The organism is Rhizobium sp. BK181, from assembly GCF_014193305.1.
GTDB lineage: Bacteria > Pseudomonadota > Alphaproteobacteria > Rhizobiales > Rhizobiaceae > Rhizobium.
The window spans coordinates 67,933-84,622 of the sequence record NZ_JACHZA010000003.1 but is presented as its reverse complement, the minus strand read 5'-3'; the positions used below and the strand labels follow the sequence as shown (position 1 = coordinate 84,622).

General features: G+C 59.0%; 13 protein-coding genes. 6 read left to right on the top strand and 7 right to left on the bottom strand.

Annotated elements, in window-relative coordinates; translation table 11 throughout:
* Positions 1–4: 4 nt before the first annotated feature.
* The 4 genes from purH to htpX form a co-directional block, all read right to left on the bottom strand.
* The gene (gene purH, locus FHT77_RS10360; protein WP_183754929.1) at positions 5–1,621 is read right to left on the bottom strand and encodes a bifunctional phosphoribosylaminoimidazolecarboxamide formyltransferase/IMP cyclohydrolase; all 1,617 of its coding nucleotides are present in this window, start codon (positions 1,619–1,621) and stop codon (positions 5–7) included.
* Positions 1,622–1,716: 95 nt separating this feature from the next.
* Positions 1,717–3,381 (bottom strand): heparinase II/III family protein, encoded by a 1,665-nt coding sequence (locus FHT77_RS10355; protein ID WP_183754927.1) that lies wholly within the window; start codon positions 3,379–3,381, stop codon positions 1,717–1,719.
* 110 nt (positions 3,382–3,491) lie between these two features.
* Entirely contained in the window at positions 3,492–4,886 is a 1,395-nt protein-coding gene (locus FHT77_RS10350) for an RsmB/NOP family class I SAM-dependent RNA methyltransferase (RefSeq protein WP_183754925.1), read from the bottom strand.
* A complete protein-coding gene (gene htpX, locus FHT77_RS10345; RefSeq protein WP_183754923.1) occupies positions 4,877–5,839 on the bottom strand; it encodes a zinc metalloprotease HtpX in 963 nt (320 codons plus the stop codon). Before htpX ends, FHT77_RS10350 begins: the two co-directional genes overlap by 10 nt.
* Positions 5,840–5,962: 123 nt before the next feature.
* Here htpX and FHT77_RS10340 point away from each other — a divergent pair, with 123 nt between their 5' ends.
* Together FHT77_RS10340 and FHT77_RS31220 are read left to right on the top strand one after the other, a co-directional pair.
* Complete coding sequence (locus FHT77_RS10340; RefSeq protein ID WP_183755320.1) at positions 5,963–6,187, top strand: DUF1674 domain-containing protein; 225 nt, start codon at positions 5,963–5,965, stop codon at positions 6,185–6,187.
* Positions 6,188–6,340: 153 nt separating this feature from the next.
* Positions 6,341–6,685: a thermonuclease family protein gene (locus tag FHT77_RS31220; RefSeq protein ID WP_312859739.1), complete on the top strand. Its 345-nt coding sequence runs from the start codon at positions 6,341–6,343 to the stop codon at positions 6,683–6,685.
* A 33-nt stretch (positions 6,686–6,718) separates the two neighbouring features.
* Here the strand turns inward: FHT77_RS31220 and acs are convergent, their stop codons facing one another.
* Complete coding sequence (gene acs, locus FHT77_RS10330) at positions 6,719–8,674, bottom strand: acetate--CoA ligase (RefSeq protein ID WP_183754920.1); 1,956 nt, start codon at positions 8,672–8,674, stop codon at positions 6,719–6,721.
* Between the two features lie 222 nt (positions 8,675–8,896).
* Between acs and FHT77_RS10325 the strand changes: the two genes are divergently transcribed.
* Positions 8,897–9,595 carry a DUF1013 domain-containing protein gene (locus FHT77_RS10325; protein WP_016556837.1) on the top strand — a complete coding sequence of 233 codons (699 nt, stop codon included), beginning with the start codon at positions 8,897–8,899 and terminating at the stop codon, positions 9,593–9,595.
* A 56-nt stretch (positions 9,596–9,651) separates the two neighbouring features.
* Here the strand turns inward: FHT77_RS10325 and FHT77_RS10320 are convergent, their stop codons facing one another.
* Positions 9,652–11,562, bottom strand: coding sequence for a propionyl-CoA synthetase (locus tag FHT77_RS10320; protein WP_183754918.1), 1,911 nt, complete (start codon positions 11,560–11,562; stop codon positions 9,652–9,654).
* A gap of 82 nt (positions 11,563–11,644) precedes the next feature.
* A complete protein-coding gene (locus FHT77_RS10315; RefSeq protein ID WP_183754916.1) occupies positions 11,645–12,304 on the bottom strand; it encodes a YggS family pyridoxal phosphate-dependent enzyme in 660 nt (219 codons plus the stop codon).
* A 198-nt stretch (positions 12,305–12,502) separates the two neighbouring features.
* Between FHT77_RS10315 and leuS the strand changes: the two genes are divergently transcribed.
* The 3 genes from leuS to holA are packed head-to-tail and all read left to right on the top strand — an operon-like array spanning position 12,503 to position 16,690.
* Complete coding sequence (gene leuS / locus FHT77_RS10310) at positions 12,503–15,133, top strand: leucine--tRNA ligase (RefSeq protein WP_183754914.1); 2,631 nt, start codon at positions 12,503–12,505, stop codon at positions 15,131–15,133.
* Positions 15,123–15,644 (top strand): LPS assembly lipoprotein LptE, encoded by a 522-nt coding sequence (gene lptE / locus FHT77_RS10305; RefSeq protein WP_183754912.1) that lies wholly within the window; start codon positions 15,123–15,125, stop codon positions 15,642–15,644. Before leuS ends, lptE begins: the two co-directional genes overlap by 11 nt.
* 11 nt (positions 15,645–15,655) lie before the next feature.
* A complete protein-coding gene (holA, locus tag FHT77_RS10300) occupies positions 15,656–16,690 on the top strand; it encodes a DNA polymerase III subunit delta (protein ID WP_183754910.1) in 1,035 nt (344 codons plus the stop codon).

Below are 16,690 nucleotides of genomic sequence, written 5' to 3'. Positions count from 1 at the left end.
GGGTTTAGTGGCGGAAGTGCCGCATGCCGGTGAAGACCATCGCGACGTTGTGCTCGTTTGCAGCATCGATCACTTCCTGATCGCGCATGGATCCACCGGGCTGGATCACTGCTGTCGCACCAGCGGCGATCATCGACAGCAGGCCGTCGGCGAAGGGCAGGAAGGCCTCAGACGCCACTGCTGAACCGCGTGTCAGCGGTTCTGCAAGCCCGAGAGCCCTGGCTGCTTCCTCAGCCTTCTGGCCAGCGATACGGGCAGAATCGACGCGGCTCATCTGGCCTGCGCCAATGCCGGCCGTCTGTCCATCCTTGGCATAAACCACGGCGTTCGATTTGACATGCTTGGCAACCTTGAAGGCAAATTTCATGTCTTCGAGTTCCTGCGGCGTCGGCGCACGCTTGGTAACCACCTTGAGCTCCAGATCCTCGACCATGCCGTTGTCTCGGCTCTGCACAAGCAGGCCGCCGGAGACGGTTTTCGCCGTCAGGCCGGCAGAGCGTGGATCAGGAAGCCCACCGGCACTCAGCAGTCGAAGATTTGCCTTGCGTGCAACGATGGCTTTCGCTTCCTCGGTGACGTCGGGCGCGATGATAACTTCGGTGAAGAGCTTGATGATCTCTTCCGCCGTTTCCGCATCGAGCGTCTGGTTGAGCGCGATGATACCGCCAAAAGCCGAAACGGAATCGCAGGCAAGCGCGCGCTTGTAGGCTTCCAGCAGGTTGGTGCCGGTCGCCACGCCGCAGGGGTTTGCGTGCTTGATGATCGCGCAGGCTGCTGCCTTTTCGGGCAGGAACTCGGCGACGAGTTCATAAGCCGCATCGGTGTCGTTGATGTTGTTGTAGGAAAGCTGTTTGCCCTGCAGCAGCGACGCGGTGGCAACACCGGGGCGACGCTCGCCCGTCACATAGAATGCCGCCTTCTGATGCGGATTTTCGCCATAACGCATCTCTTCCCTGAGCACGCCGCCAATGACGCGGTGACGCGGGGTGTCGATGGAGAGAGCCTCGGCAAACCAGTTGGAAATCATGGCATCATAGGCCGCGGTACGCGCGAAAGCCTTGGCGGCCATCCGCTGGCGGAACGCATAGGCAGTCTGACCGGCGTCCGAAGCCAGCTGGTCGAGCAGCTCAGAATAGTCCGCCGGATCGGTCAGGATCGTTACGTAGGCGTGGTTCTTGGCCGATGCGCGGATCATCGCCGGGCCACCGATATCGATATTCTCGACGGTCGTCGGATAGTCGCCACCGGCAGCGCGGACATCCTCGAACGGATAGAGGTTGATGACCACGAGATCGATACCCTCGATACCGTGCGCCTTCATTGCCGCCTGATGTTCAGCATCGTCCCGGATGGCGAGCAGGCCACCGTGCACTTTCGGGTGCAGGGTCTTCACGCGACCATCCATGATCTCTGGAAAGCCCGTGACCTCGGAAACATCGGTCACTGTAAGACCGGCCGCCGCAATTGTCTTGTGTGTGCCGCCGGTCGACAGGAGGCGAACGCCCTTGTCGGCGAGCGCACGCGCGAGTTCGACGATACCGGTCTTGTCCGATACCGAAAGCAACGCGGTCTTGACTGCGACCTTGTCGGGTGCGGGGATTTTCTTGGAAACAACGGCCATGAGGCTTCTCCGTTTGGTCTTCGGGAGATATCCGGCGAGGGATAAGCGGATGATGGCGCCGCGTTAGCACAGCTTTGCCGCCGCGGAAACACTCGCTAGCCCTTGCGCGATAAAAACCAGCGTATTTCCGGCCGCTCGGGATAGGAGAAGGCAATCTCGATTTGGTCGGAACCGCAAATGCCCGAAGCATCAGCAAAGAAGACGTCCTCGCCAATCATGATCTCATTTCCAGGCGACGAGAACAGCCATGCTTCTCCATCGGGCGCCGTCATCATCACCGACTCTTTGTCGAACTGCTTCAGATTGATGGATGGGTGCGCATGGAAGCGCGCCACCGCACGCACGGCCTCATCGACCTTGCCTTCCGGCGCAACCAACCGATCACAGCCCGTAACGATCAATCCCGTGGCGTTCAGGGTCAGTTCTCGCTCATGCAGAACACCGAAGGCGTTGAGGTAGCCGTCATGGCTTGCCTTGATCACGTCGCGGCCGTCATCGGCGAGCACGCGATCCACATTCAGGCTTTTCACGCCGTCAGTGATAACGTTCGCGACGAAGGTGGAGGACGCAAAACGGCTGGAAGAAGTGTCGTTGACGGTCACCGTGCTATGCGCAGCCGTCGTTCGAGCGATCTGCATGTAGCGCTTGCCGGCAAACTTCGGCGATCCGGAATTGACGATAAAGCGGTGACGTCCGGACGACATTTCAAACGACAGGCAACCCGCATGCGCCGTGCGCGACAGACTGCCGGCCGGCGGCAATCCTGTATCAGCAATGACCACCGTTCTACCTGAGGCTAACCGTTGATAACGTGAATGGGGCATCGCCTTGAAGGGATCACCCGCAGTCTCGTCGTACCGCAGCAACGACATCAATTCCGTCGCGAGCGTCGACGTTGCGCCGTTAAAAAGCGCAAGGTCGCCATCCTGGTGCCGGAAAAACCGCAGCGCTGGGTACATGCGATCGATGCCCGAAATCAGCTTCTGCGGCAAATCATGCCCGAGATTGACATAGGTTTGCCGGAGCGGAAGAAGATCCAGGAGCAATTCCAGGCCGACACGCGGATTGCGCGAGACATGCCCGCCATCAGTTAGAATCTGGCTGTCGAACTCCTGGTCCAGTGCATCAGCAGCGCGCCGAAGGGCACCTGCGCGCGTCGGCATGGCAATAGAGGCCATTGCAAGGGCAATGCGCAATCGAAAGCGAACCTCGCCGGGTGGCGCGTACTTTGCCATGCGGCGCAGAAATCGCACTTGGAAGGCTAGCGAGCGCAGGAAGCGGCGATAGAAGCCGCGATCGGCGTTATGGAGAACGACAGGCGAATGCGAGAGCCAGGAAATAACACGCTGCGCGGTAACATCGATCTCCCAGGCGATACCTTCGATGCGGCCGCCATGCAGCGACAGCCAATTGTTGACGATGGACCGGGCAACGCTCGAATGCAGGTCGCTCTTCTTAGTCCGCATGTGGCGGAGCCAGCCAAAACTATGAAGCCGCAGGGCGAATGATCGGGATGGGAGACTGAAATTGAAGGGCGACTTGCCGCCGGTTTCGAGGAGCCGACCGGCGAGCGGGAAGCGACCGTTCAAAATCTCGTCGGCCACATGCGGATCGACCGCGCGCAGGTCGGTGGGAGCGACGATCAACCGCTCCGGGGCGTGAACGGTATGGCGGAAGAGACGCAGCCGCAGGATTGCTCCGCGGCACAGCGTGCGCCGCCAAGCCTCTCCCACGTAAAGAGTCGAGAACCCGGACCACATGTTTATTGTCTATTGACCCGCGTCGTTAAGAATAAGTGAATAAGCCCGGAATCAGTGACACTTACGTATCAAATTATGACAGGTGCTCAACTATGCCAGTTGCCTTTCAATCAGGCAACACGGCGCATCATGACGGCGTAGAAACCGTCAAGTCCGCTCGCAAAACCGGAGGGAGCTTCGAGCATGTCGGGTGTGGTGCGGAATTCTCCAAGGGCATTGATGGCAGACTCCAGGCCCGGCCATTGCTGGGCATCAATGGCGACACGCTCAAGCATCGGTGTGTCGGAAAGTACGCGGGCGGCTACCTCTTCGCCCTCGGCCGGATCAAGCGAGCAATTGGAAAAGACGATCGTCCCGCCCGGCTTCAACAAGGTTATCGCGTGCCGCAGCAGACGTTCCTGAAGACTTGCAAGTTTCGCTATGTCATCAGGTCCCTTGGCCCAGAGAACATCGGGATGGCGACGCGTCGTTCCCGTCGATGAGCAGGGCGCATCGAGCAGTATGGCGTCGAAAAGCTCCGCCGGCTCGTATTTGGTGAGGTCGCTGGCAACAGTCTCGGCATTCAATCCAAGCCGATCGAGATTCCCTCGCAGTCGCTTGATGCGGTTTTCGGACTGTTCGACCGCAGTAACGTTGCCTCCGGCAAGGATCAGCTGGGCTGTCTTACCGCCGGGAGCTGCGCATAAATCGGCAACGCGCTTGCTCGCCAAGTCGCCAAACAACTGGGCGGGAATGCTGGCTGCTGCGTCCTGAACCCACCACGCGCCTTCCGCAAATCCTTCCAGTGAGGGGACGCCACCCTCGAAGGCAGCCAGCCGGACACCACCGGTCGGCAGCACGAGGCCGCCCAGACGTTCCGCCCATCCCTGCGCGTCATCCTTGACCGTAAGATCGATAGCCGCCGGCTCCAGCTGCGAGTCAGAGATCGATCGCGCCCTTTCCTTGCCGTAGGCCTTCTCAAGCCGGTCGAGAAACCATTCTGGCATTACTGGAATGGAGTTGATCTCGGCAAAGATCTGGTCTTTCTCGCGTCCAAGACGGCGCAGAACGGCATTCACCAGCTTTGCAAAACGGCGATTCCGGGGGTCCTGATTTGATTGCTCGACGGCGAGGTCGACCGCAGCGTGATCCGGCACATCAAGGTAGAGAATTTGCGCGGCGGCAATCGCAAGAACGTGATGCAGGGCCCGCGCGCCTTCCGGAAGGGGTGACTCAAGCAAGCCGGCGATTGCGGCGTCGATCCGCGGCAAATGGCGCAGCGTCGCATTGAGAATGGCGCGGACGAGGGCTCGGTCACCCTCATTCAGAGCCCTATACGCCGGATTGCCATGTTCATTGTCCAAGGCACCGTCAAGCGAAAGCTTCCGGTCGACGACGGCCGCCAGGATCTTGGCCGCGGCAGCGCGAACCTGCAATCCGGGCTTTGCCGGAGCAGCGACAGAGCCCGAATTGGAAGACTTTGGTTTGCGAAATGGCTTTTTCTTGCCGTCAGAATTCAAGACCACGGACCTTTTGGCGGTTGTGAACCACCGCGATCAATACCGGTATTCGGAACCGAACGCGATTTGCGCATCGGATTATCAGCGCGAACCGGCGGCGTCGAGATATTCATGCCACCGCGCGCCATTTCCTGCAGCGCTGCGATCCGGTTTTCCGTGTTCGGGTGCGTGGAGAACAAATTATCCATCCCAGCACCGGTCAGCGGATTGATGATGAACATGTGGGCGGTTGCCGGATTGCGCTCGGCATCGTAGTTCGGCACCTGCGAGGCGCCACGTGCGATCTTGCCAAGTGCCGATGCAAGCCACAGCGGATTACCACAAATCTCTGCACCACGGCGATCGGCCGAGTATTCGCGCGTCCGGCTGATGGCCATATGCACCATCATTGCAGCAAGCGGCGCCACGATCATCGCCAGCAACACCCCTACGAAACCGAGCGGATTGTTGTTGTTTTCTCGGTTGCCACTGAAGAAAAACGCAAAATTTCCCAGCATGGAAATCGCGCCGGCAAGCGTCGCCGTGATGGTCATCGTCAAGGTGTCACGATTCTGCACGTGCGCCAGTTCGTGCGCCATCACGCCGGCGACTTCCTGGGGCGTCAACGCACTCAGTAGCCCAGTGGACGCGGCAACGGCAGCGTTTTCCGGATTACGACCTGTCGCGAAGGCGTTTGGTTGTGGGCTGTCGTAGAGGTAGACCTTCGGCATCGGCAAGCCAGCATTGCGCGCCAAATCCCTTATGATCGTGAAAAACTCCGGCGCATTGTGCTCGTCGATCTCCTGGGCGTGATAAGCCGACAGCACCATCCGGTCGGAATTCCAGTAGGAAAAGAAGTTCATTCCGGCGGCGATCACGAACGCGATCATCATGCCGCCACGCCCGCCAATTAGGAAGCCGACGGCCATGAACAATGCGGTCATGAAGGCGAGCAACATGGCAGTACGGACAAGATTCATCGCTATCTCCAAAGTGCCCCTGAGCGGACCGCATAAAGCCACAGGGTTTCAATTGCGGCGTTGGCGTTCTATGATTTGGTCATTCACCAGCCATTTTCAATGTTTTTCAGGCGGAATCGCATGATGCAGCCAGCAGACAACGACAACGACGAAACCCTGGCGACTGAGGCTGCCGAGGCTCCTCGGAAGTTGCTATCACCGGCTGCCAAGCGCGCGCTTGCCGAGGCCGAAGAGCGGCGCCGAAACGAGAAGCCGGTAGAAATGCCTGCAGAGATAGGTGGTCGCGGCGGCGCAGATCCCTCGCGTTTTGGAGATTGGGAAATCAATGGCAGGGCGATCGATTTCTAAGTAAATATTCCTATTGACTTTCCCTCATGATCGGAATTTATTCCTTTTATGAGAAAGATTGCTCCCCTCGTTGCACTTGCCCTTGTTGCGACCCCTGTAACGGCCGTTGCTCGCGACGAAATAGAAGGGCCTGTTTCGGCGGAAATCCTGAGGGTGATCGATGGCGACACGCTGCTGGTCGAAGCGCGTCCTTGGCCGCAGCAGACAATGGAAGTGTATGTCCGGATCCGCGGAATCGACGCGCCCGAAATGCACTCTAGCTGCGCTGAAACAAGACGCGCGGGGATCGACGCGCGCCATGCCCTCGAAACCCTGACATCGGGATCATCGGAAATCCAGCTAACGCAGATCGCGGGCGACAAGTATTTCGGCCGCATCCTGGCGAACGTCACCCTTTCAGATGGCAGGAATCCGGCTCAGGACCTGCTGGAAGAAGGGATCGTGCGGACCTACAACGGCGGCCGAAAACCACGAGAAACCTGCGCCGCAGCGAATTGAAGCCGCCCCGATTGCTCGGAGCGGCTTCCTTCTTTATGCGGTCGCCTTGTTCTGGCGGTTGGCGATGAGGTCATCGACGACCGCGGGATCGGCAAGCGTCGAGGTATCGCCGAGAGAGCCGAAGTCATCTTCGGCGATCTTGCGCAGGATACGGCGCATGATCTTGCCCGAACGCGTTTTCGGAAGACCCGGGGCAAACTGTATCTTGTCAGGTGCAGCGATCGGGCCGATTTCGCTGCGGACATGCTTGACCAGTTGCTGGCGCAAATCGTCCGAACCTTCGTTGCCGGCCATCAGCGTGACGTAGCAATAGATGCCCTGACCCTTGATCGGATGCGGGTACCCCACGACAGCCGCCTCCGAGACAAGGTTGTGCGAAACGAGCGCGGATTCGACTTCGGCGGTACCGAGGCGGTGGCCTGAAACATTCAGCACGTCATCGACGCGACCGGTGATCCAGTAGTAGCCGTCCTCATCCCGTCGGCAGCCGTCGCCGGTGAAGTACTTGCCCTTGTAGGTCGAGAAGTATGTCTGGATGAAGCGCTCGTGATCGCCGTAGACGGTCCGCATCTGACCCGGCCAGCTATCGGTAATGCAGAGGTTTCCGTCGGCGGCACCCTCGAGTACATTGCCTTCATTATCGACCAGCTGCGGCTTCACGCCGAAGAACGGCATCGTCGCGGACCCCGGCTTCAGGTCGGTCGCGCCCGGAAGCGGCGTGATCATGTGACCGCCCGTTTCCGTCTGCCACCAGGTATCGATGACAGGGCAACGCTTGTCGCCAACGACATTGTAATACCATTCCCACGCTTCCGGATTGATCGGCTCGCCGACTGTTCCGAGCAAACGCAGGCTAGAGCGCGACGAGCGGGTGACGAAGTGATCGCCAGCCCCCATCAGCGACCGGATCGCCGTCGGCGCCGTGTAGAAGATGTTGACCTTGTGCTTGTCGATAACCTCCCAGAACCGACCCTGGTCCGGAAAATTCGGCACCCCCTCGAACATCAGCGTCGTCGCGCAGTTCGCAAGCGGACCGTAGACGATGTAGGAATGACCGGTGACCCAGCCGACGTCGGCGGTGCACCAGTAGATATCGCCCGGATGGTAGTCGAAGACATACTCATGGGTCATTGCCGCGTAGACGAGATAGCCGCCGGTCGTATGCAATACGCCCTTTGGCTTTCCCGTCGAGCCGGAGGTGTAGAGGATGAATAGCGGATCCTCCGCCCTCATCTTCACCGGCGGGCACTCCGGCTTAACCGTGGCGATTTCCTGATGGTACCAGAGGTCGCGGCCCGGCGCCCAGCCGGTCTTGCCGCCGGTACGGCGCACCACGAGCACCTTGTCGACGATGACATGTTGGCGGGCGGCAATGTGAATGGCCGTGTCGGTATTGTCCTTCAGCGGAACAGGTTTGCCGCCGCGGACGCCTTCGTCGCAGGTGACCACGAAGGTGGATTCGCAATCGACGATACGACCGGCCAGTGCTTCCGGGGAGAAGCCGCCGAACACCACCGAATGGACTGCGCCGATGCGTGCGCAGGCGAGCATCGCGTAGGCCGCCTCCGGGATCATCGGCATGTAGATCGTGACGCGATCACCCTTCTTGACGCCGTGCTTCTTCATCACGTTCGCCATGCGGCAAACATGCTCGTAAAGCTCGTTGTAAGTGATCTTCTTGTCGACGTACGGGTTGTCGCCCTCGAAGATGATTGCCGTCTGATTGCCGTTGGTCTTCAGGTGCCGATCGATGCAGTTGTACGAAACGTTCGTCTGCCCGTCCTCGAACCACTTGATCGAGACCCTGCCAGTAAAGGACGTGTTCTTGACCTTCGTGTAGGGCTTGAACCAATCGATCCGCTTGCCATGCTTGCCCCAGAATTTGTCAGGGTTCTCGACGCTTTCCTCGTACCATTGTTCGTACTTGGCTCTATCGATAAGCGCATGGTTCTTCACCGGTTTTTGCACCGGGTAGATCTTTTCGGACATGGAACTCCTCCTCACTCGGACACCGGACGGAACGAAGCAGTCCGGCTTGGCTCTAGGCATTCATAGCAGGTCGCATTTGCCCGGCAATTAGACAAAGGTCATTTCATTCGTGATCAATTGCAATTCTGCGTCACTGCGGTTATATAGCGCCATATTTCCCGGACATAGTGGTGACAATCCACGGACCGCGACACCGGCGCGGACGACAGAAGGACTATATCCATGGCTCAACAATTGCTCATGCCGAAGGCGACTGCCATCTGGCTCGTCGACAACACAGCCCTGTCATTCGACCAGATCGCTCAGTTTTGCAGACTGCATCCGCTCGAAGTGAAGGCAATTGCCGATGGCGAAGCTGCGCAAGGCATCAAGGGTCTCGATCCGATTGCAACCGGTCAGCTTTCACGCGACGAAATCGCCCGCGCGGAAAAGAATCCGGCGCATAAGCTGAAGCTCTCCGAGCCCAAGGTTCGCGTTCCCGAATCCAAGCGTCGCGGTCCGCGCTACACACCGGTTTCGAAGCGCCAGGATCGTCCGAACGCCATTCTCTGGCTGGTGCGCAACCATCCGGAACTCAAGGATGCGCAGATTTCACGGCTGGTCGGTACCACAAAGTCGACAATCGAACAGATTCGCGAGCGCACACACTGGAACTCCGCAAATCTCGCGCCGATGGACCCGGTGACACTTGGTCTCTGCAGCCAAATCGATCTCGACATGGAAGTCGAAAAGGCAGCGAAGGGCCGTCCGCTGCCGACGGCGGCCGAGCTTGGCGCGACCCTGCAGTCGGCGCATGAAACCGAACGTCTGACGAGCCATGATCGCGAAGAGGAGAAGGAAATCGACGCCGATGCCGTCTTCGCAAAACTCAAGTCGCTGAAGTCCTCTCCGAAGGATGAGGACGAAGACGATCAGTACTGATTGTTTTGATGAGTGATTTAGAAGGCCCTGCGTAGCGGGGCCTTTTTACTTTGTATCTACATCGGCAGCGAGCCGAAGCCGCGCTTGCGCAACGCTTCACCGATCTCCTCGAGAATTGCCGGGTCGTCGATCGTCGCCGGCATTTTCCACGGCACACCATCGGCGATCTTCTGCATCGTGCCGCGCAGGATCTTGCCAGAGCGGGTCTTGGGAAGGCGGTCGACGGTTATCGCCGTTTTGAAAGCAGCCACCGGGCCGATCGCGTCCCGGATGAGCTGAACGACCTCCGATTCGATCGCCGATGTTTCCCGTGAAACATTCTTTTTGAGGACAAGGAAACCGCAGGGCACCTGCCCCTTCAACTGGTCGGCAATTCCGACCACCGCGCATTCGGCGACATCCGGATGCGTAGCACAAACCTCTTCCATTGCGCCCGTTGATAGACGGTGACCTGCACAGTTGATGATGTCGTCGGTGCGAGACATGATGAAGAGGTAGCCATCCTCATCCACATACCCGGCATCCGCCGTTTTGTAATAACCGGGAAATTCGGCCAGATAAGCTGAGTGAAAGCGCGCATCCGCATTCCACAAAGTGGGCAGACAACCTGGGGGCAGGGGGAGCTGGACAACCACATTGCCAAGTATCCCCGGCGCAACCGGGTGGCCTGCGTCATCGAGAACGTGGATGCTGTATCCGGGCATGGGTACCGATGGGGAGCCATGCTTTACCGGCAACACCTCAAGGCCGAGCGGATTCGCCACCATCGGCCATCCGGTTTCGGTCTGCCACCAATGATCGATCACAGGAACATCGAGCATACGCTCGGCCCACTTCAATGTCTCCGGATCAGCGCGCTCTCCCGCCAGAAACAGGGCCCTGAAATTCGGCATGGAATACGCCTTGAGGTGAACACCCTCGCTATCTTCGCGGCGAATGGCGCGGAAGGCGGTGGGGGCGGTGAAGAGAACGCGAACGTCATGCTCCGAAGCGATCCGCCAGAAGGCGCCGGCATCGGGTGTGCCCACCGGCTTTCCTTCAAAGATCACGCTGGTGGCGCCTGCCAGCAGCGGCGCATAGACGATGTACGAATGCCCCACAACCCAACCGATATCGGAGGCAGCCCAGAAGACTTCACCCTGCCGGATGCCGAAGATGTTCCGCATCGACCAGTTAAGGGCGACCATGTGACCACCGTTGTCGCGCACAACGCCCTTAGGCTGGCCCGTCGTGCCCGATGTGTAGAGAATATAGAGTTCGTCCGTAGCGCCGAGGGAAACGCATTCCACCTTCACTCCACGGTTTCTCGCAACAGCAGCCTCGAAATCCTCATCACGACCATCGACCAAATCTGCCGCGAGCTGCGGTCTTTGCAGGACAAGACAATGCGCTGGTTGTGACTTGGCGATGGCAATCGCTTGATCGACCAGAGGCTTGTAGGGTACCACCCGCCCCGGCTCGAGCCCGCAACTTGCGGTCACGATTAGTTTCGCTCCCGAATCGTCGATGCGCGCGGCAAGCTCGTTTGCGGCAAAGCCACCAAACACGACGGAATGAACAGCGCCGATGCGCGCGCATGCAAGCATGGAGAAGACTGCTTGCGGCACCATCGGCATGTAGATGATAACGCGGTCGCCCTTCCCAATCCCCCGTTCGCGCAGCGTCGCGGCGATCGCGCTCACTTCGGCGAGAACTTCGCCATAGGTAAAGATGGTCTTCGCACCGCTGACGGGGCTGTCGTAGATGAATGCGGTGTCGCCGCCGCGACCTGCCCGAACATGGCGATCCAGGCAATTATAGCAAGTATTGGTTTCGCCCCCGGGGAACCAACGGCCATATGGACCGCCCTCCCGTGAGAACGTCAGCTCCGGCTCTTTGAACCAGTCAATTTGCGCCGCCGCCTCCTGCCAGAAGGCCTCGGGATCGTCCTTCCATCTGGCATAGGTTCGCTGATAGCCACCCTGCATCTGCTCCTCCCCAGGATATGCAAGTTACCTTAGCAATCTAGGAGAGGCTGGGCAGGAGAGGAAGCCCGACGAAAGCAGCGTATCAGCGGGCGCCGAAAATCGCGGACCCCACGCGGACGCTGGTCGCCCCAAAGGCGATCGCCGTTTCATAGTCCCCGGACATTCCCATCGATAATTTCTCGACGCCGCCAGCCTTCGCGAGCTGCGCCAGCAAAGCGAAATGCGGGCCCGGATTTTCGTCGGCTGGCGGAATGCACATCAATCCCTCAATGGCGAGGCCGAGCTCGTCGCGGCAAAAACCAACAAACTGCATCGTCTCTTTGGGTGCGATTCCCGCCTTCTGCGGCTCAAGCCCGGTATTCACCTGAACGTAGAGGCGGGGGGTCTTCGCCTGACGCTTCATCTCATCGGCAAGTACGCGGGCAATTTTCTCACGATCAACAGTTTCGATGACATCAAACAGCGCCACTGCTTCCGCTGCCTTGTTCGACTGCAGGGGTCCGATCAGATGGAGTTCGATGCCGGGTATCTCAGCTTTCAGGTCAGGCCATTTTCCCTGACTTTCCTGGACCCGGTTCTCTCCGAATATTCGCTGCCCAGCCTCGAGCGCTGGGCGAATCGCGTCTGCGCCGAATGTCTTCGAGACGGCAACCAGCTGGACCGACCCATCCGGTCGTCTGCCTTGCAGCTCGGCTGCAGCAATACGCGAGCGTACATCGTTCAATCGCTCTTCTAGTTCCATCGTTCGCCTCGAGATGTCGCGTGAGAAGATGGCCATGCACTAAACGCCCGGGCTGTGCTTGCCAAGGCCCACATGCTTGAAATCGTGGCCGGAAGACCGAGATCCGGCGCCTACGGTGCCCACAAAACTTGACGCTACCGCGGTTTCATGGTGAAGGTCACCACCAACTTCCCCTGATTTTCTGGAAATACGAATACCATGGCTACCGAACGTTATAACCCGCGCGATGCCGAACCTCGCTGGCAGCAGAAATGGAACGAGGCGAAGGTCTTCGAGACCGACAACAGCGACCCGCGCGAGAAGTATTACGTCCTCGAGATGTTTCCGTATCCCTCCGGTCGCATCCACATGGGCCATGTGCGGAACTACGCGATGGGCGATGTCGTCGCCCGCTACAAGCGCGCTCGCGGCTACAATGTCCTGCATCCCATGGGCTGGGACGCTTTTGGTATGCCGGCTGAAAACGCGGCGATGGAGCGGGGCGTCCATCCCGCGTCCTGGACCTATCAGAATATTGCCTCCATGAAGTCCCAATTGAAGGCGATGGGCCTGTCGTTGGACTGGAGCCGCGAGTTCGCAACCTGCGACGTCGCCTACTACCAGCACCAACAGCATCTCTTCCTGGATTTTCTAGAGAAGGGGCTCGTCTATCGCAAGCAGTCGAAGGTCAATTGGGACCCGGTCGACAACACGGTACTCGCCAACGAGCAAGTGATCGACGGCCGCGGCTGGCGTTCAGGTGCGCTGGTCGAGCAACGAGAGTTGACGCAGTGGTTCTTCAAGATCACCGACTTCAGTCAGGATCTGCTTGACGCGCTGGACACGCTTGATCAGTGGCCTGAAAAGGTCCGGCTCATGCAGAAGAATTGGATCGGTCGATCCGAGGGCTTGATGCTGCGCTGGGAGATCGTCCAGCAGACGGCGCCGGCCGGAGAAACCGAGATCGAAGTCTATACGACTCGACCGGACACTTTGTTTGGCGCCTCGTTCCTGGCCATAGCGGCCGACCATCCGCTGGCGAAGGATGCCGCGGCGAAAAATCCGGCTATCGATGCTTTTTGCGAGGAATGCCGTCGTGCCGGCACCTCGCTCGCGGCACTGGAAACCGCGGAGAAGAAGGGCATCGATACCGGGATTCGGGTAAGGCATCCGCTTGATCCCTCATGGGAACTACCTGTCTATGTCGCGAACTTCGTTCTTATGGACTATGGCACTGGAGCGATTTTTGGTTGCCCGTCCGGCGATCAGCGCGACCTCGATTTCGCACGCAAGTACGGTCTGCCCGTTGTTCCGGTTGTCATGCCCGCAGATGGCGATGCCGCGACGTTCAGCGTCGGCGACGTTGCCTATGACGGTGATGGCGTGATGATCAATTCGCGTTTCCTCGATGGCAAGAACACAACTGAAGCATTCGAGATCGTGGCCGACCGCCTGTCATCGATGACGCTCGGTAATGCTCCTCAAGGGGAGCGCAAGGTGAACTTCCGCCTGCGCGATTGGGGCATTTCACGCCAGCGCTATTGGGGCTGCCCGATACCGGTCATCCATTGCGATGACTGTGGTGTCGTTCCCGTTCCGAAGACGGATCTGCCGGTAAAGTTGCCTGAGGACGTTACCTTCGATCAGCCCGGTAATCCGCTCGACCGTCATCCGACGTGGCGGCATGTCGGCTGCCCGCAGTGCGGCAAGGATGCGCGGCGTGAAACCGACACGATGGATACCTTTGTCGATTCGAGCTGGTATTTCACGCGCTTCACCGCCCCCTGGGAGGACAAGCCGACCGACGTCAGCGCTGCCAATCGATGGCTCCCGGTCGATCAATATATTGGCGGCATCGAGCACGCCATCCTGCATCTGCTCTACTCGCGTTTCTTCACCCGGGCGATGCGCGAGACGGGTCACGTCGACGCCAGGGAGCCGTTCAAGGGTCTCTTTACGCAGGGTATGGTCGTGCACGAAACATACAGCCGCGGCTCGGGAATGAGCCGCGAGTGGGTCGCGCCCGCCGACATTCGCATTGAAGAGCTCGACGGCAAACGCCGCGCCTATCACCTCTCCGGCGGGGAAGAAATCGCGATCGGGTCGATCGAGAAGATGTCGAAGTCGAAGAAGAATGTCGTTGATCCGGACGATATCATCGCGTCTTACGGCGCCGACACTGCCCGCTTCTTCGTCCTCTCGGACTCGCCGCCGGAACGGGATGTCATCTGGTCGGAAGCGGGCGTCGAGGGCGCTCACCGATTTACCCAGCGGTTGTGGCGACTGATCGCCGAAGCAGCGGACGCTCTGAAGAATGTAGCTGCGACTCCGGCTAAGGATGGCGAAGGGCAAGCGATCTCGCAGATCGCTCACAAGACACTCAAGGCCGTTGAAAACGATTATGATCGTCTCTGGTTCAACAAGGCTGTCGCGCGGATCTACGAACTGGTCAATGCGCTAGCATCGCCTCTGACCAAAGTTGCTGCCGGCGAGGGCGATTTGGCCTATCGCGCCGCCGTACGTGACGCTGCGCAGATCCTTATCCAGCTGGTAGCGCCGATGACGCCCCACCTGGCCGAAGAATGCTGGGCAGCGCTCGGCAACGATGGTTTGCTGGCACACACCGATTGGCCGCATTACGATGCCGCCCTCGTCGTTGAAAACGATGTGGTTTTGCCAGTTCAAATCAACGGTAAGAAGCGCGCCGAATTGACAATTTCACGCGACGCAGATCAGAATGCCGTTACCGAGGCCGTACTAGCATTAGACGACGTTAAGAGGGCTCTGAGCGGTCAGACGCCCAAGAAGATCATTGTGGTTCCGCAAAGGATTGTGAACATTGTCGTTTGATATCGCTTTTAAGCTGGTGCGTGGCACCGGTATTGCCGCAATCCTTGCGTCCACGGCCTTTCTCGCATCCTGCCAAGTTCGGCCCCTTTATTCCGAAAGCTCGGGCGTCTCCGGCAAGCTCTCGTCAGTCGGTTTCTCAGAAGCGAGCAGCCGTGTCGGTCAGGAGGTTCGCAACCGGCTGATCTTTATCGCGTCGCGCGGCGCCGGCGAGCCTGAGAACCCCGACTACAAGGTGGAATTGAGCGTGCGTTCGAACATCATTAGCACATTGCTCGTCGCGTCGTCGGATGAGTCGCTGGCTGGCCGTGCAACGGTTAGCGTCGACTATACCCTGAAGTCGACGAAGGACGGCCATGTTATAAAGGCTGGCAACCGCTATGCGACAGCCCTGCTTGATTTTCCGGGTCAGGAGTTTGCGAAGCAGCGCGCCATTCGTGATGCCGAAAATCGTGCCGCGCGGCAGGCAGCCGAGTTCGTTGGTGCAGATATTGCGGCGGCGCTCGGCCGCTGAGGAGCCGGAGCGTGGTGGAAATCAAATCGCACGAATTTGAAGGCTTTCTTGAGCGATCCGCCCGCAACTACCGCCTATTCGTCATCTACGGACCAGACCGCGGCCTCGTCTCTGAGCGTGCGACACTGCTCGCGGGCAAGACCGGAGTTTCGCTTGACGATCCCTTCTCCCTGATAAAGCTCGACATCTCCGATTTGCAGCGGGATCAAGGCCGTCTTCTGGACGAGGCAGGGGCAATCGGCCTCTTCGGCGGGGACAAACTTATCTGGATACGCGGAGCGGCGAACGAGAAATATCTGGTCGACTCTCTCCAGGCCTTGTCAATCAACATGCCCGAAGCCACGTACGTGATCGTCGAAGCTGGGGATCTGAAGAAAGGATCCCTACTGCGAAAGGCAACCGAAGCGGCGCGCAATGTGGTGGCAATCCCTTGTTACGCAGACGACACCCGTGCGCTAAACAGTCTGATAGACAGCGAACTCTCCAGCGCTGGGATCGGCATCACGCCGGCCGCGCGGCAAGTTTTGCTGGAGCTCATTGGGGGAGATCGTATTGCCTCGCGCAATGAACTGCGAAAGCTCGCACTCTATTGCCGCGGAAAACCGACGATCGAAGAACACCACGTTACAGAGATCATTGGCGACGCTAGCGCAATATCGGTAGATGATGCCGTCGATGCGGTGCTGAACGGCAATCCAGCAAGTTTTCTGCACGCGATGCAGAAGATTATATCCTCCAAGACCGCCGTGTTCCTTGTTATTCAGGCCTGCCTAAAGCAATTTCAACTGCTTGACGCGATGAAGACGGAGATGGACGAGAAGCGATTGCCGGCTGCGCAGGTCATGCAGACGTTAGGCCGCCATCTTCACTTTCGACGAAAGCCAATCATCGAACAGGCGCTCCGAACCTGGTCCGCTGAGGCCTTGGCGCGGGAGGCAAATCGCCTGCAGGCTGCAATTCTACAAACCCGCAAGCGTGCAACCCTGGAAGACAGCATCGCTCTCCAAACGCTGCTTTCAACGACATTACAGTCGGCACGTCGATAA